The 19,777-nt window shown below is 46.4% G+C and carries 16 protein-coding genes; 8 read left to right on the top strand and 8 right to left on the bottom strand.

Going from position 1 to position 19,777, the window contains the following annotated elements; translation table 11 throughout:
- Positions 1 to 52 precede the first annotated feature (52 nt).
- The 6 genes from AC3IT7_RS01800 to AC3IT7_RS01775 form a co-directional block, all read right to left on the bottom strand.
- Positions 53 to 1,198: a glycerate kinase family protein gene (locus AC3IT7_RS01800; protein ID WP_489249189.1), complete on the bottom strand. Its 1,146-nt coding sequence runs from the start codon at positions 1,196 to 1,198 to the stop codon at positions 53 to 55.
- A 65-nt stretch (positions 1,199 to 1,263) separates the two neighbouring features.
- Entirely contained in the window at positions 1,264 to 2,019 is a 756-nt protein-coding gene (locus AC3IT7_RS01795; RefSeq protein ID WP_489249188.1) for a hypothetical protein, read from the bottom strand.
- Positions 2,020 to 2,118: 99 nt separating this feature from the next.
- Positions 2,119 to 4,761, bottom strand: coding sequence for a type I DNA topoisomerase (gene topA, locus AC3IT7_RS01790; RefSeq protein ID WP_489249187.1), 2,643 nt, complete (start codon positions 4,759 to 4,761; stop codon positions 2,119 to 2,121).
- Between the two features lie 30 nt (positions 4,762 to 4,791).
- Complete coding sequence (locus tag AC3IT7_RS01785; RefSeq protein WP_475653593.1) at positions 4,792 to 5,241, bottom strand: ammonium transporter; 450 nt, start codon at positions 5,239 to 5,241, stop codon at positions 4,792 to 4,794.
- Between the two features lie 70 nt (positions 5,242 to 5,311).
- Positions 5,312 to 6,310 carry a hypothetical protein gene (locus tag AC3IT7_RS01780; protein ID WP_489249186.1) on the bottom strand — a complete coding sequence of 333 codons (999 nt, stop codon included), beginning with the start codon at positions 6,308 to 6,310 and terminating at the stop codon, positions 5,312 to 5,314.
- Between the two features lie 273 nt (positions 6,311 to 6,583).
- Positions 6,584 to 6,829: a SlyX family protein gene (locus tag AC3IT7_RS01775; protein WP_475653590.1), complete on the bottom strand. Its 246-nt coding sequence runs from the start codon at positions 6,827 to 6,829 to the stop codon at positions 6,584 to 6,586.
- A 33-nt stretch (positions 6,830 to 6,862) separates the two neighbouring features.
- On the opposite strand from AC3IT7_RS01775, the gene AC3IT7_RS01770 reads away from it, so the two are divergent.
- Both AC3IT7_RS01770 and AC3IT7_RS01765 read left to right on the top strand, forming a co-directional pair.
- A complete protein-coding gene (locus AC3IT7_RS01770; RefSeq protein ID WP_489249185.1) occupies positions 6,863 to 8,767 on the top strand; it encodes an ATP-binding cassette domain-containing protein in 1,905 nt (634 codons plus the stop codon).
- Between the two features lie 107 nt (positions 8,768 to 8,874).
- Complete coding sequence (locus AC3IT7_RS01765) at positions 8,875 to 9,810, top strand: LpxL/LpxP family acyltransferase (RefSeq protein ID WP_489249184.1); 936 nt, start codon at positions 8,875 to 8,877, stop codon at positions 9,808 to 9,810.
- A 431-nt stretch (positions 9,811 to 10,241) separates the two neighbouring features.
- Here the strand turns inward: AC3IT7_RS01765 and AC3IT7_RS01760 are convergent, their stop codons facing one another.
- On the bottom strand, positions 10,242 to 11,372 hold the full coding sequence (locus tag AC3IT7_RS01760; protein WP_489249183.1) for an endonuclease/exonuclease/phosphatase family protein: 1,131 nt from the start codon (positions 11,370 to 11,372) through the stop codon (positions 10,242 to 10,244).
- Between the two features lie 188 nt (positions 11,373 to 11,560).
- On the opposite strand from AC3IT7_RS01760, the gene asd reads away from it, so the two are divergent.
- The 5 genes from asd (at position 11,561) to truA (ending at position 17,627) form a co-directional block, all read left to right on the top strand.
- Complete coding sequence (gene asd, locus AC3IT7_RS01755; protein ID WP_489249182.1) at positions 11,561 to 12,679, top strand: aspartate-semialdehyde dehydrogenase; 1,119 nt, start codon at positions 11,561 to 11,563, stop codon at positions 12,677 to 12,679.
- 123 nt (positions 12,680 to 12,802) lie between these two features.
- Positions 12,803 to 14,410: a type IV pilus assembly protein FimV gene (locus AC3IT7_RS01750; RefSeq protein WP_489249181.1), complete on the top strand. Its 1,608-nt coding sequence runs from the start codon at positions 12,803 to 12,805 to the stop codon at positions 14,408 to 14,410.
- 68 nt (positions 14,411 to 14,478) lie between these two features.
- A complete protein-coding gene (locus AC3IT7_RS01745; RefSeq protein ID WP_489249180.1) occupies positions 14,479 to 15,798 on the top strand; it encodes a fimbrial protein FimV in 1,320 nt (439 codons plus the stop codon).
- Positions 15,799 to 15,845: 47 nt separating this feature from the next.
- Entirely contained in the window at positions 15,846 to 16,814 is a 969-nt protein-coding gene (locus AC3IT7_RS01740; RefSeq protein ID WP_489249179.1) for an asparaginase domain-containing protein, read from the top strand.
- A gap of 15 nt (positions 16,815 to 16,829) precedes the next feature.
- A complete protein-coding gene (gene truA, locus AC3IT7_RS01735) occupies positions 16,830 to 17,627 on the top strand; it encodes a tRNA pseudouridine(38-40) synthase TruA (RefSeq protein WP_475654112.1) in 798 nt (265 codons plus the stop codon).
- Positions 17,628 to 17,755: 128 nt separating this feature from the next.
- On the opposite strand, the gene AC3IT7_RS01730 is transcribed toward truA, so the two are convergent.
- Positions 17,756 to 18,763 carry an AraC family transcriptional regulator gene (locus AC3IT7_RS01730; RefSeq protein WP_475654111.1) on the bottom strand — a complete coding sequence of 336 codons (1,008 nt, stop codon included), beginning with the start codon at positions 18,761 to 18,763 and terminating at the stop codon, positions 17,756 to 17,758.
- Positions 18,764 to 18,994: 231 nt separating this feature from the next.
- Here AC3IT7_RS01730 and infA point away from each other — a divergent pair, with 231 nt between their 5' ends.
- The gene (infA, locus tag AC3IT7_RS01725; RefSeq protein WP_001284370.1) at positions 18,995 to 19,216 is read left to right on the top strand and encodes a translation initiation factor IF-1; all 222 of its coding nucleotides are present in this window, start codon (positions 18,995 to 18,997) and stop codon (positions 19,214 to 19,216) included.
- Positions 19,217 to 19,777 lie beyond the last annotated feature (561 nt).

Raw genomic sequence — 19,777 nt, 5'->3', positions numbered from 1 at the left:
TATTATCTGCGATGATCTAAAGCTTGTGCAGCAATGACGATCTTGTAAAAAACTAAATACGCTGTTCCCCCATATTTTTAATAGTTTCGGACACTGTTTTTTCCAGATTCACTTCTGCATTTTTTAAGGCTTCTTCCAGACCACAACCCGGTGGATTAATCCCAACAATTTGGCTAAATCCAGACTCATATAGTGACTCAATCCCATCACCCACCAGTCCAGCAAATGCAAGCACCGGTTTATTGAATCTCTGCGCCACTTGCACAACCCCAAACGGGGTTTTACCCAATTTAGTCTGATGGTCAATTTTACCTTCACCAGTCAGGACATAATCGGCTTGGGCTATTTTCTCAGCCAATTCAAGCTGCTCAATCATCAGTTCTACGCCTGATCGAATAGAAGCCGCTGTGAATGCCATCAGGGCAAAACCGAGTCCGCCGGCTGCCCCTGCTCCCGCAATATGACGATGCTCACGGCCGATCTGCCGCGCAACCAGATCGGCAAAATGACTGAGGTTCTGATCCAGTTGCTTGAGCATTTCCGGTGTTGCACCTTTTTGTGGGCCAAATACATAAGAAGCGCCATGCTCACCGCAGAGCGGATTATTCACATCACTGGCAATCCAGATTTCTACCTGTTTTAGACGCTGATCCAGCTCCGACAGCTCAATGCTCTGAATTTGGTTTAGCTGTCCACCACCCAAGCCAACCTGCTGATGATTCTTGTCTAGAAACCTGGCGCCTAAGGCCTGTGCCATTCCCGCACCGGCATCATTGGTGACACTGCCTCCCAGCCCAATGATGATTTTACTGACCCCTAAATCGAGTGCAGATCTGATCATTTCCCCTGTGCCATAGGTGGAGGTCAGCAGAGGATTACGCCTTGCAGGTTCCAGCAGCTCTATGCCATTGGCTTTGGCCATTTCAATGATTGCGGTTTTTCCTGCATCAATTAAACCGAAATACGTCTGGATGCGTTGACCCGCTAATGGTCCCATTACTTCACAGCGGATGTAATGTCCTTTGGAACTTGAAATCAGCGCATCGACCGTACCTTCGCCCCCATCGGCCATAGGCACGTGAATACATAAAGCATCAGGCAATACCTTCTGTATGCCACGCTGCATTGCCTGACAGGCCTGTGCAGCACTCATACTTTCTTTAAAGGAATCGGGGGCAAGCACAAAAGTAAGTGGCATAGGATGATTTTTATCTCTAAATAAGGGCTGGATTCTGGTTAAATCCGGCAGAATCTACAAGGCTTTTATTTCCAGCCCAGTTCAATTGCCGTGATCTCATTAATCAGGGTCTGATCCAGAGATCCGGGCATTTTACTCGTGCTTTCAGACAGCGGAATATGTCCGGCCATTAGCTCTGCCTTGGCTTGTGGGAACAAGGGTTGCTGGTCTGGAAATGCATAACCTGCTGGATAAATCGGCTGACCTGTCGCCAGATCATATTTATCACTGGCACCGAAGGCATGCAGCAATTCATGCACCAAAACAATTTTATTTTGTTCAGACTGTTTTTGAGAAGCAAACAAATTCACTGAACCAATCCGGCCTTTTTGCAAGGCGGTGGAGTGTTTTAATTGCCGGGTCTGTGCCGGGTCATAATAATTTAAAAATAAAGTCAGACTGGCTGAAGGATCTGAACCCTGTTGCTGTTTCCAGGCATAAAAGCGGAATTTCAAACTCCATAAAACAGTATCAAGAATTGAGGCCTGCTCAGGAACCTTAGGCGGTAACACCTTTAACTCACGACCCAAATAAAAATAAAAATAAGTGGGTTGATTCCGGTATTGCTGTGCTGATTTTTGCAAAAAGTCTCTCGCAGTTTCTAGATCCTGAATCGACAGTTGCTGGATATATTGCTGTGTGGTCGGTAAACCATCTGCATTGATGGGATGCAACAACACCATCACCGGTCTGGACCAATCCTGGTTTTGGTCACGATAGGCATTGACTGCAACGATCAACAAGATGATTAATAAAATCAGAATCCGAACTTTTTTCCACATATCCCCAATCAACCTTGTTTATTATTTTTAAAATATCGACACATCATAAATAAAAAATGCCGACTTTCGTCAGCATTTTTTTTGAATCTTAAATGTTATTTAGGCTTCAACCCATTTTCCATCCTGGTAAACCAGAGACCATTTGGTTTGCTTACCTTCCGCATTTTCCGAACCAATATATTGCGACTGGTTCTTGCGGCTGAATTTCACCAAAGTCGGGTTACCTTCCGGATCCGTATCAGGGGCTTGCAAAATAAACTGATATTTCGGATCCAGCTGTTCAGCTACAGAACGAATCTCGGCAACTTTCGGTGCCCGTGTTTCACGCACTTTCGGGAATTTGCTGGCCGCCAGGAACAGGCCGGCCGCGCCATCACGAAGCACAAAGAAGTCGTCATGCTTGGTCGAACGCAGATGTTCCATCTTGATCGGATCAACACGAGGAGGTGCCGGCTGACCGCTCTTTAACACTTTACGGGTATTGTCACAGCTGTTGCAGGCAAAGTACGGACCAAAACGTCCGGTCTTGAGCTGCATTTCGCCATCACATTTGTCGCATGGAATGGTTGGGCCGTCATAGCCTTTGATCTTGAACTCGCCTTCTTCAAGTTCAAAACCATTACAGTCCGGGTTATTTCCACAAATATGCAGCTTGCGACCACCATCAATGACATAGCTGTCCATGGCAGTTTCACATACCGGACAACGTTTTTTCGACATCAGGTCAGCGGTTTCTGCCGCATCATCATCCGACAGTGCCGCCAGAGATTCGACTGGAGTCAGGTTCAAGGTTCCCTTACAACGTTCTTTCGGTGGCAGGTTATAACCAGAACAGCCCAGGAATACACCTGTGGTTCCAGTACGAATCTGCATTGGACGCTCACATTCTTTACAATGTACCGCATCCACTTCCACAGGCTGGTTACGGCGCATACCGTTCTCGCCTTGCGCTGTAGTCAAACGTTGCTTGAAATCGCCGTAGAAGCTGTCTAACAGCTCTTTCCAGTTGCGTTCACCATCTGCCACCTTATCCAGCTGTCCTTCCAGATCAGCGGTAAAAGCGTAATTCATCAGGTTGTTGAAGTTTTCATCGAGACGGTCGGTGACAATTTCACCCATCTTCTCGGCAAAGAGACGACGGTTATCCAGTTTCACATAACCACGATCCTGAATGGTCGAGATAATCGCAGCATAAGTCGATGGACGGCCAATGCCTTTTTTCTCAAGTTCTTTGACCAGTGAGGCTTCGGTAAAACGAGCTGGGGGCTTGGTGAAATGTTGCGATGGGTCAAGCTTCTCCAGTTTCAGGATTTCACCGACTTTCACTGCTGGCAACAGGATATCGTCATCGGCCTTGTTGGCACCACGTACACGGGTAAAACCATCAAAGACCAGGGTCCGGCCTTTGGCTTTCAGTTCTACGCCATTGGCATTGACTAAAATCGTTGAAGACAGGTATTCAGCCGGTGTCATCTGACAGGCCACAAACTGGCGCCAGATCAGGTCATAAAGACGCTGTGCATCACGTTCCACACCGACCAGACTGTCACCTTTGAGACCCACGGTTGATGGACGGATCGCCTCATGTGCTTCTTGAGCGCCGGCTTTATTGCCATAACGGTTAGGTTTGGCCGGTAGATACTTTTCACCGAATTCTGATTCGATATGGCCACGCACCATGCTTACCGCATCATCACTCAAGAAGGTCGAATCGGTACGCATATAGGTAATGAAACCGGCTTCATACAGGCGCTGTGCCAGCATCATGGTTTTCTTCACAGAAAAACCGAGACGGGTACTGGCCGCCTGTTGCAAGGTCGATGTGATATATGGTGCGCTTGGATTGACCTTGGTTGGCTTATCTTCACGGGCAGAAACGGTATAATCCGCATCTTTAATCAGGTTTAAAAGTGCATCAGTTTCGTCTTTATTACGAAGCTTTAAAGTCTTGCCATTTTGCTTGACCGCTTCCAGACGGATGTCATCTTTTTTCGATTTGGTATCGGCAAACACCTGCCAGTATTCTTCAGGAATAAAGGCCCGAATTTCACGTTCGCGTTCAACCACCAGCTTCACTGCAACTGACTGTACACGACCGGCGGACAGACCACGGGCAATCTTTTCCCACAAGAGTGGTGAGATCATGAAACCGACCACGCGGTCCAGGAAACGGCGTGCCTGCTGGGCATTGACTTTATTGGTGTCCAGACGTGAAGGATGCTTAAAGGCTTCCTGAATGGCATTTTTGGTAATTTCGTTGAAGACCACACGCTGATAACGTGACTCATCGCCGCCAATCACTTCTTTTAAATGCCAGGCAATCGCTTCCCCTTCCCTGTCCATATCCGTTGCCAGATAGACTTCATCGACTTGCGATGCCAGTTTTTTCAGTTCAGCAACCACATGTTCTTTGCCGGGCAGCACTTCGTATTTGGCTTTCCAGTCATGTTCCGGATCGACACCCATGCGGTTAATCAGCGCCAGTTGCGATTTTTCAGCTTTCTGTTCATCTGTCAGTTTGGTGCGTGTTACCGGCTTTTTCTCTGTCGATTTGGCAGAGCCGCCTGTGGGCAAGTCACGGACATGACCGACTGATGATTTTACGATGTAGTTTGGACCAAGGTACTTATTGATTGTTTTCGCTTTTGCAGGCGACTCCACAATCACTAAGGCACGCTTACTTCCAGCGTCGGGAGACTTCGCTGTGCTGCTTTTTGATGTGGACCGAGGAGCGTTCGCCATAATTAACCGTTAATCCTGTTTATTTCTAAATTAAAGTTCAGCCAAAGCATGTAATAGTGCTTTGATATCGTCGAGTTGGGCTGCTCTTAAATCAGCATGTTCATCCCAATACAATCCGACACAGTTGGCCTGCATATCAATAGCATAAATGCCCTTTAATGCAATGGGAAAATCTTTAAATTTCTCATCACCCTGCACAATTTCGAGTTTATTCTCGACAACACGGGCACGCATCAAGGGTAAACGTGCCTCTGGCATCAGTACACTGTAGTACGCAACCATACTGGCACGACTTTCAGTGGCTTTGGGAATTTTGGTCCAGTCGGGTGCCACCACCAAGCGTGGATGCAGGCCCATTTTTCGGGCTTTGTCACGCATTATGCCCAGTGCTTTTTCTCGCGGGCTGACACGTAAGCCGAAAATCGACCCCAGGACGAAAATGATGATGACCACCGCCACCCAAATTCCAGTGTTTTCCATAGTTCAACCTTTATGTTCTATTATTAGAGTTGCATAAGCACAATATAAAACGCAAGTTTGCACGATAAAATTAATTCAAGAACATTTCATGACTATATAAAACTTCGTGACCATTCCAGTAAATATAACCTTTCTCGATCAGCTCTTTTAGCAACAGCCGGATATCCGATTTTGGAAATAGCTGTTCCAGTAAATCACGTAATTCATAAATATCTTTGGGTTTGTCGCCCTGAAGTTCACGCAGTTTACGCGCCACCTCCAGCTGTACCGGATCAATCCGGTTAAAGTTTTTAAACAGGTCTTGCTGGGCTGACTGGATCGGAGATTGCGGTGTTTCGGCGGCCGCTTCTTCTACCTTTAACTGGGAAATGACCTGATCCAGCTTCGGGTTTTCCACCGCGACCTGTTCCTCCAGATCGAGCTGCAGCCATTGCTTCAGGACTTTTTTGCGGAAGCTGATCTGCTCGTCATAACGCTTGACAATTTTCAGGTTAATCAGCATGCCGACCAGATGCTGAGCCTTCACCGGCATCACTTGCAGAATATTGGCTACCGAGTTTTTCAAGCTTTCAAGAGTATTTGGCTTGCCATTCATTTTTCCTAAAGCATCACAGTATTTTTTCACCAATTGCAAAGCCGGTTTGTTGCGAATTGCATCCAGACTCGGAATCTGAAATTTAGCCTGGGTTGCCGAAGCGGAGACGTCATCCGGCTGAATCTGAATCAGGCTACATGCAATATCGGAAGCCTGTAGCATCTGTTGCAACATGTGGCTGCTGTCCATTGCCGAGATCAGTTCAACTTCGGTTCCCGGCTCCAGGAGCGCCATCAGTTGCCCCACGATCACTGCATATTCATATTCTTTCTGTGGCGCTTCAGGTGTATCCAGAATAATGATCTGTCCACTGCTAATCCAGCCGGCAAGTTCGGTTAAATCTTCTAATGAAAATTCAAATGTTCCGGCACAATTAAACAGATACAGGCTGGAATAATGCGCCACAATTTCACGCAGTAACTTGGCAGTCGGAAAATTATTTTCGAGGTCGAGTAGAACAACTTTTGGATGCATGAGGCAAGCTTCTGAAATGTACCTGAAAGCAAGTATTAGAGTAGGAAGTGAGTGAAAGGTCAAATAATTTCCTGATGAATATTCAGATTGTGGCAGATGTGACCGGTTTTAATCTGACTGAAGCACACCTGTTTGCTGTTGCGAAAAGCTGGTCAAAAATCGTGAGCATTACGGCTAAAAGCTGATTACAGGCATCGAATTATCGTTGAAAAAGTTGTGGCAATAAAAAACCCTTAACTTATGTAAGGGTTTTCTTAAATCATTGCTTGCAAATTAATAATGCGGTGGACGATCCGCAACCGGATCAAAATCTGCAACCCCTTCAGACAGATCTGAAGACTCAACACGTTGATATAACAGCATCATTTGCTTTTTAAGATCAGCAATTTCCAGGGTTTGTTTGGCCACCTGATCATTCAACTGTTCAACTAAATCGTCTAAAAATGCAATTCGTACTTGCAAATCTTCAATGGGTGCGGAAAATGACGCCTGATCATTTAGATTTTGTTGTTTAGTCATTTAAAGTCCTCATTTGGGATTTCAGGAAACATTATGGCCTATATTACCCTTAGGGATGTCCAACTCGCGTTTGGTGGACCCGCCCTGCTCAACGGCGCGAATTTTAACTTGGAGCGCGGCGAACGAGTGTGTTTGATTGGCCGTAATGGTGAGGGTAAGTCTACCTTACTTAAGCTGATCGAAGGAAGTTTACTACCCGATTCCGGTGAAGTTTCATTACAAAATGGCATCACGATTTCGATGCTGGCCCAAGATGTACCGATGGATTCCGGCAAAGTTGCTGACATCGTGGCCGATGGTGCTGGTGAAGCTTCGGAAGTGTTGCGTGCCTATCATGCAGCCAGTGAAGCCTGTGTACTGGGTGACATGGAAGCCTGTGATCGCATGGGCAACCTGCAGCACAAAATGGACCAGCTGGATGGCTGGGCGCTGGAAACCAAGGTCAACTCAATTTTAAGCAAAATGGGTCTGGACCCGGATGCGGATCTGGCCGATTTATCCGGTGGTCGTAAGCGTCGTGTGCTGCTGGCACGTGCCTTGCTGACGCAGCCAGATGTTTTATTACTTGATGAACCGACTAACCATCTGGATGTTGAAAGTATCGAATGGCTGGAAAAATTCCTGCTTGATCAAAACAACCTGACCCTGCTGTTCATTTCGCATGACCGTGCCTTTGTCGATAGCATTGCTACCCGTATTGTGGAACTGGATCGTGGTCAACTGCGCAGTTATGAAGGTAACTATTCACGTTATCTGGATCTGAAAGCCCAGCAAATGGAAGCTGAAGAAAAGCAGAATGCGCTGTTTGATAAAAAACTGGCGGAAGAAGAAGTCTGGATCCGTCAGGGCATCAAAGCACGTCGTACCCGTAACGAAGGCCGTGTCCGCGCCCTGAAGGCACTCCGTGAAGAGTCTAAGGCACGTCGTTCGCAACAAGGTAAAGTGGCGATGGCGACCCAGGATGCCAACCGTTCTGGCAAACTGGTGTTTGAGATTGAGAACCTGAGTGTCAAATTCGGTGACAATGCACCGATTATCAACAATTTCTCGGCACTGGTCTTGCGTGGCGACCGTATTGGTCTGGTCGGTGATAACGGTGTCGGTAAAACCACACTGATTAAAGCCATTCTGGGCGAGCTTGAGCATGGCGGTACAGTGAAAACCGGTACACAGCTTGAAGTGGCCTATTTCGACCAGTTACGTAATGCGCTGGATCTGGAAAAATCGGTTAAAGATAACGTTTCTGAAGGTTCTGACCACGTCGATGTCAACGGCAACCGTCGTCATATCTATAGCTATTTACAGGACTTCCTGTTCTCGCCAGAACGTGCCCGCACCCCGGTCAAAGCCTTGTCTGGTGGTGAACGTAACCGTATCTTGCTGGCGAAACTGTTACTCAAACCATCGAACCTGATTGTGATGGATGAGCCAACCAACGATCTGGATATGGTGACCCTGGAGTTACTGGAAGAAATGCTCGGTGGCTACAAAGGCACTTTGTTGTTGATCTCACATGACCGTGCCTTTATGGATAACGTGGTGACATCGACCTGGGTCTTTGATGGTAAAGGCAATATCGACGAATATGTCGGTGGCTATCAGGATTATCTTGAACAGCGTCCGGATCAAACCGTGGTTGATCAAAAAAGTGCCGTGAAAAAAGCCATGGCCAAAGCAGAAGCTGAAGCCGCACCAGTGGCTGTCAAGAAAGCCAAACTGAGCTATAAAGACCAGCGCGCACTCGAGCAGCTTCCGGCTGAAATGGAAGCGCTGGAAAAAGAACAGGCTGAAATCAATGCACAACTGGCCGATGGTTCACTGTTTGTTTCAGACAATGCTAAAGCGATGCAACTGTCTAAGCGTTTATCAGATATTGACGAGCAGTTACTGGAAAAGCTAGAGCGCTGGGAAGAACTGGACAATATGAGTAACGGCTAAATATTCCACAAGTATTTACTCCAGCATCTGTATTCGTACAGATGCTTTTTTATTTCAATAATCTTCTCTGTTAGACTGCACTTAATCTTTTATCCCCCTATCCTTCTATGAGTACTCAGCCAGAATATAAGCCCGGTGAATTTCAGTGGTCATTCCTGTTACCTCGATACTGGGGCAACTGGTTGGGCATTATTGTTCTGATGATTCTGGCGATCTTACCCTGGGCAGTGCAGTATCGTCTGGCACACCTGCTGGGCAATCTTTCGTTTAAATACTTGCCATCGCGCCGTGAAACCACTTTGCGCAATCTGGAGGTCTGTTTCCCGGAATGGTCTGCCGAGCAGATACAGGAGAATGCGCGTCAGGTGTTTATCGATCAAATGCTGGGGGTTTTTGAGACTTTAAATGCCTGGTATAGCCCGAAATGGTTTCAGGGCCGCGTCAGTATTGAAGGACTAGAATATATTCAGCAAGCACAAGCCGCAGGCCAAGGCATGCTGTTATTAGGCACGCATTCGACCTTGCTGGATGCTGGCGGTTATCTGTGTGCACAATATTTTGATCCGGACGTGGTCTATCGCCCGCAAAACAATCCGCTTCTGGACATGCTGATTTACCGTTGTCGCGCCACGATTTATGCCCATCAGATTGATCATGATGATATGCGCGGCCTGGTACGCAATCTGAAAAATGGTCATGCCATCTGGTACAGTCCGGATCAGGATTATGGTTTAAAACAGGGTGTGATGGCTCCGTTCTTTGGCGTGCCAGCAGCGACGGTTACAGCACATCGTCGTTTACTGAAAATGACCAAGGCGGCTGCGATTCCGTTATATTTCTATCGTCATGGCGATATCAAAAATCCACGCTACCATGTACTGATTGAACCCGCACTCGAGAATTTTCCAAGTGATGATGAAGTTGAAGATGCCACTCGCGTCAATCTGATTATTGAACAGCAGCTCCGCATTGCGCCCACTCAATATATGTGGTTCCACCGCCGTTTTAAAACACGTCCTGAAGGTTATAAAGAGATTTACTAAAACTGTTTAGCACTGGATTGAAAGAGCGACCGTTCAAGCTTCGACTCAAGCGTCAATCCAGGCAATACATGACTCAATCATCCTTCAACCTGGCACTTTAAAATACGGTTTTAAATTCAAAAATTATTTTAAAAATCAATTAAATATTATTAAAAAAAAGACACTGGAAATAATTTAACCCGGGCTCTACATCCTGTAAAGCCCGGGTTAATGAGGTTGTGCTTTCATCTATTATAATTAGTTCTATTTTTGTGATTTCCCTTTCAGCATCATATCCATGATGTTTTCATTCAGCTTCGTCTTCCTTATGAGAATATCCTTTCTCGACTCCCTGTGCTGATAAGGCTAGAGTACGTCAATTCCAGACAGCTGACCATCCGCAAGAAACGCAAACTGTTGTAAGCAATCTCTTACACTTTTCTTTTAAAAAGTTAAGAGATTTTGCCGCCTTCTTTATAGGCCACAGCAATCTCGTCTGTCACCATTTTTTCCTCTTGCTCTGCTTTTTGAATCCCCTCTTCTATGGCCTCTTGGGCTTCCTGCTCATCCTGATCGGTTTGCTCTAGCTCTTCCTGAATATGCTCGAATACACGACCGGTTTGTAGAACCAGAAACACCGGAAAATGATCAGAGCCTACATGCGGCAGACGTTCCATATGAACTAGGGCAAAATCGGTGCTATGAAATACGTGATCGAGCGACCAGCGGAAAAAAGGATAATCGGCATGAAAGGTATTGACATAATGACGCCCGACACGCGGATCGAGCAGCCCGCTAATGCGCTGAAACAACCGTGTGGTACGAGACCAGGCCACGTCATTCAGATCCCCCATGACGATACAGCTTTCATCTAGATCCTTGATTTGATCCCCGACAATTAACAGTTCTGCATCACGTAAAGTCGAATCTTTGGCCTCGGTCGGGCTCGGCGGTTTCGGGTGCAGGCAGTAAAGCTGCACCGGCTGGCCCGAGCGCAATATCACCGTGGTATGAATTGATGGAATCTCGTCACTTAAAATGAACTTGACCTGGGTATTGCGAAGTTCTAGCTTGCTATACAGGTGCATGCCATACAGATTGTCGAGCGGCACAGGCACACGGTACGGATAATCTTTTTCAATCACCGACAGTTCATTTTGCCAGGTCTGATCGGTTTCCAGGGTGAGCACCAGATCTGGCTGATGGGTCTGGATCTGCTCAATGAGCAGATGGTATTTGCTGTTGCTGGTCAGCACGTTCGAGACAATCAAGGAAATTTGGCGCTGCGGATCCAGCTGATCCTGTTTGACCTGCTTGACCTGTTTTTTCCAGATAAATGTATAAGGCAATACCATTTTCAATTGATAGGCCAAAGCCGCCAGCAAAGCCACGAAAATCAGCTGATTAAAGAAAGTCCAGGGATGTTCCAGAATCAGAAACAGTACAAAGGCAATAAACCCCAATACCAGAATTTGTAAGCGTGGAAAATCCGCACCTCTAATCCACCATTCATCCCGTGGGATCAGTGACCAGAAACTTAACCAAATGACAATAATTGCCACAATTTGGATCACCCATATCATAAAGCGCGCTCTTCATTAAGTTATTATTTTTTCTGAAAGAAAAATAACGTTATCAATTTTGTATGTATCATAAAGCAGATATTTCTCTCAAGAATATTGATGTTTTGATTGTGTAGCTCTTGCAGTTGAGTCCCTTTTTGATACACTCGAATCCCTTTTGAATTTTTAACGCACCGAGGCAAAGTGGCATGAAAGTAGGTCTGGTCGGTTGGCGCGGGATGGTGGGTTCCGTCCTGATGCAACGTATGGTTGAAGAGAATGATTTTGCTCATTTCGAGCCATTCTATTTTTCTACCAGTAATGCCGGTGGTGAAGCGCCAGCATTTGGCGGTAAGACTGCCCCAGCACTTATGGATGCATCAGACATTAACAGTCTGAAGCAGATGGATGTCATTATTACCTGTCAAGGTGGCGACTATACCTCTGAGGTTTTTCCGAAACTGAAAGCGGAAGGCTGGAAAGGTTACTGGATCGATGCTGCATCGACCTTGCGTATGGATGATGAAGCCATCATCGTGCTTGACCCGGTGAACATGCATGTGATCAAAGACAGTTTGGTCAAAGGCACCAAAACTTTTGTCGGTGGTAACTGTACAGTTTCCTTGATGTTAATGGGTCTTGGCGGTCTGTTCCAGAACAATCTGGTGGAATGGGCAACGTCTATGACTTATCAGGCTGCTTCTGGTGCCGGTGCGCAAAATATGCGTGAACTGATCAGTGGTATGGGTTATTTATATAACAATACCAAAGAGTTGCTAGATGATCCACGCTCTCCAATTCTGGACATCGATTCTAGAATTGCGGAACTGCAACGTGGTGAAGGCTTCCCGTCGAGCAACTTCGGTGTGCCTTTGGCAGGATCACTGATTCCATATATCGACAAGCAGCTGGAAAGCGGCCAGTCGAAAGAAGAATGGAAAGGTCAGGTTGAAACCAACAAGATTCTGGGCAACCAGCAGATCGTCCCGATTGATGGTCACTGTGTCCGTATTGGCGCAATGCGCTGCCACTCTCAGGCATTGACCTTGAAGTTACGTAAAGACGTACCTTTAGATGAAATCGAAGACATTATCGGCAATGCCAACGACTGGTCTAAAGTGGTTCCGAATACCCGTGAAGCCTCAATGACTGATCTTACGCCTGTGGCGGTTACCGGTACTTTATCTGTACCTGTCGGTCGTCTGCGCAAACTCAACATGGGTAAAGAATACCTGGGTGCATTCACTGTAGGTGACCAGTTGCTTTGGGGTGCGGCTGAACCCTTACGCCGTATGCTGCGCATCCTGATTGACTATAAAAATGTCTAATATCCCGAGATAGAGCTAAAACCAGAAGCCGATCTTTATTGATCGGCTTTTTTATGTAACTATTGCGTAAGTATTTTACAAAAAACAAACATCCCGTTAATCTATAATTTTCGCTATGCGATAATGACTGAGCTCACGATTAAGATGACTGTATATAACAAATTAAAACTTGCCATTTTAGCCATTGTTGCTTCACAGAATATTCATGCGATTAATGTAGATCCGGTCCAGATCCAGTCTGCGCCTGGTGAATTACTGTATGCGGAAATGACCTTTCGGCAATCTGATATGAATCTGCCGATTGAAGTCAGTCTGGCCTCACCTGAAGATTTACTCTCGATGGGTGCATCACATCAACCGCCTGGTCATCTGAACTTTTTTACCCGTCGTAGCAGTAATGGTACCGGGGTGATTACCATTACCTCTTCTCGCCCGATTACTGATCGGGAACTGAATATCATTGTCAAAATCAAGGAAGGCAATGCTGCACGCTTGCAACATATCCGGACACCGTTGCAAGCGAAAACCGATTTATTGAAAGCCAGTCTAAAGCAGAATGAACGTCCACTTGCACCAGTGGTCGTGGTCAGTGAAAAAGATATTGCGTTAAACCTGCCAGTGAGCACACATTACAACAGCTCTCCAGCAGCGTTAAACAAGCAGCCGGTTGTGGAAAAACCACTGGCCGTGCAACGTGTGAGTCCTCCAAGCTTGTCTGGCAGTTCAATTCCCAAAGCGGCACTTGCACCGGCTATATCGACATCAACTCCGGCGGCTCAGGTGCAATCTGGCGCTGCTGTGGCTAAAAGTGATCCTGTCGCTACCAGCAATACTCAAGCTGCGGTTAAAAATGCAACATCGGCTACTCCAGATGCAACACATTATACTGCTCAACTGGTTCCATCCTCGCCTGCTGCTACAGTAAAGCCAGAGCCGGCACAGTCTGTATCTGCAAATGCGCCAGCGAGCAGGATCCCCGCAGAACAAACGGCTTCAGAAAAAAACAAGGCACCGATACAACAACCCGCTAAGACGGGTTCTGAACCTCAACCTGTTTCGAGTGATCCACTGGTGAAAAAGTTTGCCGAGCAACAGGCCCGACTGGCGGCTGACTCGACTGCTCCAGTGCAGACTCCAGCTCCGCTCAGCACAAAAGCGGCACCAGCCAAAAGCGCCTCAACTCAAGCTCAACCGACTTATGTGGTTCAGTCCAATGAGTCACTCTGGGGAATTGCCTCACGAATTGCCGCAGAACAGCAGCGTCCGATCAATGATGTAATGCAGCAAATCAAGCAGGACAATGCGCACGCCTTTATTGGAGGAAATGCCAATCGTTTACGTAAAGGTGCAGCGCTGAATCTGGGTGCGATAAGTACGGCAACTACACCGGTCAAGGTCACTGCGGCCAAACAGCTACAAACCGCTTCTCAGCCTGCTGCCAAAACCAAATACCGTCTGAATCAGGCTGAAATGAGTCTGGTTGCTGAGAACCAGCACGATTCCGGACAGCTTTCTGCAAACCAGAACACAGAACACAATCAAACCTCGAAGGAATTGTCATTAAAAGTTATGACAGCCCGAGAAAAAACCGTTAAATTACAGAGAAACGTAACCGAACTAGAACTGGCACTCAATCATAAGGATCACAGAATTCAATTATTAAATGCTCGTCTGGCCCAGCTGCAACAACAGCTTAAAGCCCAACAGGCAGATAAGAAGCCAGTTAATTAAAAAGTTACATATGATGATTTTTAGGATGAGTGAACATTGAACCCACTCGATCCTCAAGGGGTAATAACATGCTGATTTATGTGATTCCATTGGTGATATTGATCATCGTTTTGGTGGTGGTCAAAAAACGACAAGATGCTCAAGAATCGGATAAAGCAAAAACAAAAACGCTCAAATCCAAAAAACCAGGCTCAGCTGTCAAAGTTACCCCACAAAAAACCAAGGTGGTTCAATCAAGCGTTGTCGAGAAAAAGGCTGCAACTGCACTGTCAGCAGAAACGCGTAAAAAAATTGAAGGCCTGATTCAGGAACGTAATTTTTTTGCAGCCGAAGCACAGATTAATCAGGCTCTGAATCGGGATAATTCCCAGCATGAACTTTATCTGCTGTTACTGGATATTCATATCTTACAAAAAGATGAATTTGCGATTTCACAGCTGCTCAACCATATCCGTTCTTTACATTTAGATGATATTCTGGAAAAAGCTGAAGCAAAACAGCGTGAATTCGAAAAATCTTTATCTGCTGTTCAAGATACCATTGATTTCCCAAGTGCCCAGCCTAAAACCGCTCCCGCACAGGAAACTGCTTCATCTGCAGATGCTTTTGCTGACCTTGTTGCTCCCGCCCCGTCAAATGAATTGGCATTCGAACAATTGCAGCAGGATTTTCAGCCCAGCAAACCGGTTGCGGCTGCGGAACCTGTAGTTGATATTCAGCCGCTTGAATTTAATTTTGAACCGACAACTACTTCGGTAGCTGCACCAAAAGCCGAAGAAACTCCGGCAGCTGCTGCGCCTTCTGTAGATTTTGAATTTCAGGAGACCTCATCGACTGTTCTTGAAACTACGCCTACAGCAGCAACCGAAACAGCACCGGTTTTAGATTTCAAACTGGATCTAGAGCAGGCTGCTCCAGTAGAAACAGCACCTGCTGCTAGTGAAGAAATCCAGCCTTTAGATTTCTCATTTTCGATAGAGACACCAGCGCCTGTCGCTGAAAAAACTCCAGAACCAGCCATTGAGTTTGATCTGTCTAACCTTTCTGCTGCTACGCCTATTACCGAATCGACGGCATCTACCAATCTTTCTTCAGATCTGGACTTTAAATTAGATCATATAGAAACAGCTCCTGCTGCGACAGGTGTCAATTTCGACACTCCTGCGACACCGGTTCACAGCACAACAGACCAGCATGATCCACTGGTACAATCGTTTCCGGAATTACTGGATGCCAATGAGGCCAGCCTTAATCTGGATCTTGCCCAGCAATATATCCAGCTCGGTGCCTATGCTGCTGCACGTGAAATCATTGCTGAGCGCGAAGCTGAATATACGGCCGAGCAGCAGCAGCGGGCTGAGCAGTTACTGAATCAAATCGCATCTTAATAGATTTCGATTTACACTAAAGCAGTCCAAGGTTGGCTGCTTTTTTTATGATGAAAAATATTGCATTAATTTATATGGGGGGCACCTTCGGTTGTGTCGGAGATCCACTTGCCCCCATGGCTGCGGATTTATTCATTCCAGAACTGGAACGGCTACTCGCAGACCAGTATTTCGTTGAATGCCACCGTGCACCCAGCATTAAAGACAGTAGCGCCTGTACAGCCACAGACTGGCTGCAATTGGTGCAGTTTATTCAAGAACTGCAATCGCAACAGCTGAAACATTTTGTGATTATTCATGGTACAGATACGCTGAGTTATGCCAGTGCGGTACTGGCACACTTTATTGGCAACTCGGCACATGTGGTGCTGACTGGCAGCCAGTATCCGCTATTGAACGCTCAAGGCACTGAACAGCGTGAATTTAGTGATGCTCTGGATAATCTGAGATTCGCCCTGGATTCTATCAGCCTCTGTTCCGCTGGGGTCTATCTGGCTTTTCATCAGCAACTGCTGCATGCCCAGACTGCACTGAAACAGCATACCACCGAGTTAAATGCGTTTTCAGGTCTTGAGGCCAATATCAATATACAAACCAGTCAACACTGCTATACAGTTGAAGCCAAAGACATTGGTAAAGCCGCTGCATTTAACTGCATGAGTATCATGATGCAACCGGTTGATCTGAGCCAGCAAGTCAATAACCTGAACAATATATTGGCCCGCCCCCCACATTTTTTATTTCTACAGGGTTTTGGCACCGGTAATCTGGCAGTCAATCAGGCCGTGATTGAACTTATTGACCAGCTGTATGAGCGAGGCTGTATCTCTGTGCTGACCACACAAGTGCCTTTTGGTACGACAGATCAGCGCTATGCCATTGCAGAATGGGTCAATCACTGCAAAATTCTGTTAAATGAAAGTCATGGCCATGCGGATCTGTATGCAAAAGCCCTGAAAATGTATTTACAATACGACACTGTAGAGCAGTGGCATCGTCATTGGTACGATCAATAAGGTTTTGAGGTCATTATGCAGCGTTTTGCGGTGGGAATTGAGTTTTGTGGGATGCATTATCGGGGATGGCAGACTCAACAGCCGGGTGTTGCAAGTGTGCAGGAAACCATTGAAAAAGTGCTGAGCAAAGTTGCGGATCAAGCAATTAGCTTACATGGTGCCGGACGTACCGATGCGGGGGTACATGCCACCAATATGGTGGCACATTTTGATACCGATGCCATCCGTTCCGAACGTGGCTGGCTGATGGGCTGCAATAGCCAGTTACCCAAAGATATCTCGATCCAGTGGATCAAGGAAATGGATCACAGCTTCCATGCCCGCTTTAAGGCACAGGCTCGCCGCTATCGCTATGTGGTCTACAATCATCCGGTACGCCCGGCATTGCTGCATAAACAGGTCACCCATGTCTATGCCCCCCTCGATGTCGAACAGATGATGCGGGCCGCAAAAAAGTTTGAAGGCACGCATAATTTTGAAAGCTTCCGTGCCGCAGCCTGCCAGTCCAATCAACCCGTGCGCCATGTCAGCCATTGCCGTCTGATCCGGCATGGTCAATATCTGGTGCTGGACATTCAGGCTGATGGCTTCCTGCACCATATGGTCCGCAATATTATGGGCTGTCTCCTGGAAATTGGTCAGGGCATGTATGCTGCTGATCATATTGATACTATTTTCGCTGCCGAAGACCGCAAAGCTGCAGGCGTGACGGCTCCCGCAGATGGCCTGTATTTTATTCATGCGGATTATCCGGCCCAGTTTGAATTACCTAAATTACCTTTGGGGCCACATTGGCTGAATATGCCGAATTAAAAGCTTGATTTTTGAATCCCTCCTCTTGCGAAGCAATGCTTCTCACCTTGGCTAAAGGGAGGAACGACAACCTACGCAAATACCATAATGAAAAATCCCTCCTTTTAGGAGGGACTCAGGGAGGTCGTTTAACGCTGCTTGCGCTTGCGGTATTCCACCGGCGTTTCATTGGTCCAGCGTTTAAAGGCACGATAGAAGGTACTTGGTTCGGAAAAACCGGTCAGATAGACAATTCGTTCGACACTTTCACTCGTACTGGCCAGTAAACGCTTGGCCAGACGACAACGATAATCCGAAAGAATCTGCTGAAAACTGGTATGTGCTTCACTCAGCTGCGTCCTTAAACGGCGTGGGGTGATGTTCAGCTGGGCTGCTACAGTTTCCAGTGTAGTTTCGCCACTTTCTAAAGTAGAGCCAATCGCACGACGTACTTCCCCGACCAGATCATAACGTGCCAGCTCCTGCAATTTCTCAATGGCCAGCTGTTCATGCAATTGCAACAGTTCAGGCTCAGCCTGCCACAGCGGATATTCCAGAATACCTGGATCGAAATACAGTCGGGTTTCTTTCTGGCCTAGACTGACCGGGCACTCATAAACCCGGAAGTATTCATCGTCCGGAGCACCTTTGGAAAAATTAAAATCAATATAAATCGGCTCAAAACGTCCTTCGGTAATAAATTTGAAGAAACGTAATACACCCGACATGGCACATTCAGTAAAATGACGGTTGACCAGACTTTCAGCAAAAGGCTGCTCGCCATTGGTTAAATAGCAGCGATCATCTTCTACCACTAACTTGGCAGCAAAGGCATCACTGATCAGTCGTTGATAGGCCAGGGCACGTTTCAGTCCCTCACCAAAATTTTCAGATGAAACAAACAGGTGTTCAATCACCTGACCACGGTAAAGGGGCAGATGTTCGCCCAGATGCAAACCAATATCCGGGTCCTTACTGACTTCTTCGGCTGCCACCCAAAAGGCATACTGGGCACTCAGCGGCGTACGGTCATTGGCCTCGACCTGATTTAAAGCAACTCCCGCTTTGGTCAAAAGTTCTTCTGTTGGCAACCCCGCACGACGAATCGCCTGATAGCCTAAACGCAATACCACTGATGCATCCGTTAGCTGACTCACTCAAACGCCTTCCTTGTATGTACTTCATTTATACTTAAAAAGATTAATTTTAGATTAACTGCGATTGACCAAACTGACAACAGAAACCGACATTTTTTTAGTTAAAAAGTTTATCGTGATTGTTCGCTTATTTTACTGACAGATGATCAGTCTAACGCCCGTTTCACCTTGTATTTTGCAAAAAAATTGACTATAATTTGCGCCTTTCCAATTTATTCATTCAGGTAGGCTATGGCCAATAAAGAGGAACTCATCGAGTTCGAAGGCGTTGTCACCGAGACGCTTCCTAATACTATGTTCCGTGTACGTTTAGAGAACGGTCACGAAGTGATTGCCCACATCTCTGGTAAAATGCGTAAACACTATATCCGTATTTTAACTGGCGACAGTGTGAAGGTTGAAATGACACCTTATGATTTGACCAAAGGTCGTATCACCTATCGTGCACGCTAAGTTTTAGCGTAAGCAAAAGCCACTTTTAGTGGCTTTTTTATTACTTGATCATTTAGTTGAATAATAAAATGATTTGACACTGAACTATACCCTCACGACTATTCATTGAATTCAAACAATATCTATAAAAACAATGCATATCAAATGCCCGGCCTGACTCCCCAGCTTCATCCTTATCGTCTGTACCAGAGGTGGCAACCATCATCTGAGTCAGTTCCTATCTGCTGGTCAAAATACAGTATAGCTTGGTAACCAGCTTGATCTGGGTGCCATGGGATTTAAAACCGCTCAGCAACCCGTTCAGACAGCAGCATTTCGCAGCCAGACTATTTTTCGGGATATCAATCTTCCGATGGCCACATTCAACATGACTCAGCATATTTCGATTGCTGCACCCATGCCCATGCCCTCAAATAGCGGTTATAGCATCGAGATAAAATGCCAAATCCGGTTTGAGCTAGAAAATAACATTGTCCAATCCATTCGCTATAGCAGCAGAGCCTGCCAAGCGACCACCCTGTAATGCAGTTTTCTGATGGATTGAGGCTGGGTGTCAGCCCT

This window comes from Acinetobacter sp. KH_038, assembly GCF_057839405.1.
The sequence above is the reverse complement of the archived record's forward strand: the minus strand, read 5'-3'. Positions and strand labels throughout refer to the sequence as shown.

What these genes read in the sequence shown, in the direction of transcription:
- AC3IT7_RS01765 (WP_489249184.1), top strand. Translation starts at nt 8,875, where the DNA reads ATGAGTACTCAGCCAGAATATAAGCCCGGTGAATTTCAGTGGTCATTC.
- AC3IT7_RS01780 (WP_489249186.1), bottom strand. Translation starts at nt 6,310, where the DNA reads ATGCATCCAAAAGTTGTTCTACTCGACCTCGAAAATAATTTTCCGACT.
- asd (WP_489249182.1), top strand. Translation starts at nt 11,561, where the DNA reads ATGAAAGTAGGTCTGGTCGGTTGGCGCGGGATGGTGGGTTCCGTCCTG.
- topA (WP_489249187.1), bottom strand. Translation starts at nt 4,761, where the DNA reads ATGGCGAACGCTCCTCGGTCCACATCAAAAAGCAGCACAGCGAAGTCT.
- AC3IT7_RS01760 (WP_489249183.1), bottom strand. Translation starts at nt 11,372, where the DNA reads ATGATATGGGTGATCCAAATTGTGGCAATTATTGTCATTTGGTTAAGT.
- AC3IT7_RS01745 (WP_489249180.1), top strand. Translation starts at nt 14,479, where the DNA reads ATGCTGATTTATGTGATTCCATTGGTGATATTGATCATCGTTTTGGTG.
- AC3IT7_RS01785 (WP_475653593.1), bottom strand. Translation starts at nt 5,241, where the DNA reads ATGGAAAACACTGGAATTTGGGTGGCGGTGGTCATCATCATTTTCGTC.
- AC3IT7_RS01740 (WP_489249179.1), top strand. Translation starts at nt 15,846, where the DNA reads ATGATGAAAAATATTGCATTAATTTATATGGGGGGCACCTTCGGTTGT.
- AC3IT7_RS01770 (WP_489249185.1), top strand. Translation starts at nt 6,863, where the DNA reads ATGGCCTATATTACCCTTAGGGATGTCCAACTCGCGTTTGGTGGACCC.
- AC3IT7_RS01800 (WP_489249189.1), bottom strand. Translation starts at nt 1,198, where the DNA reads ATGCCACTTACTTTTGTGCTTGCCCCCGATTCCTTTAAAGAAAGTATG.
- AC3IT7_RS01775 (WP_475653590.1), bottom strand. Translation starts at nt 6,829, where the DNA reads ATGACTAAACAACAAAATCTAAATGATCAGGCGTCATTTTCCGCACCC.
- truA (WP_475654112.1), top strand. Translation starts at nt 16,830, where the DNA reads ATGCAGCGTTTTGCGGTGGGAATTGAGTTTTGTGGGATGCATTATCGG.
- infA (WP_001284370.1), top strand. Translation starts at nt 18,995, where the DNA reads ATGGCCAATAAAGAGGAACTCATCGAGTTCGAAGGCGTTGTCACCGAG.
- AC3IT7_RS01795 (WP_489249188.1), bottom strand. Translation starts at nt 2,019, where the DNA reads ATGTGGAAAAAAGTTCGGATTCTGATTTTATTAATCATCTTGTTGATC.
- AC3IT7_RS01750 (WP_489249181.1), top strand. Translation starts at nt 12,803, where the DNA reads ATGACTGAGCTCACGATTAAGATGACTGTATATAACAAATTAAAACTT.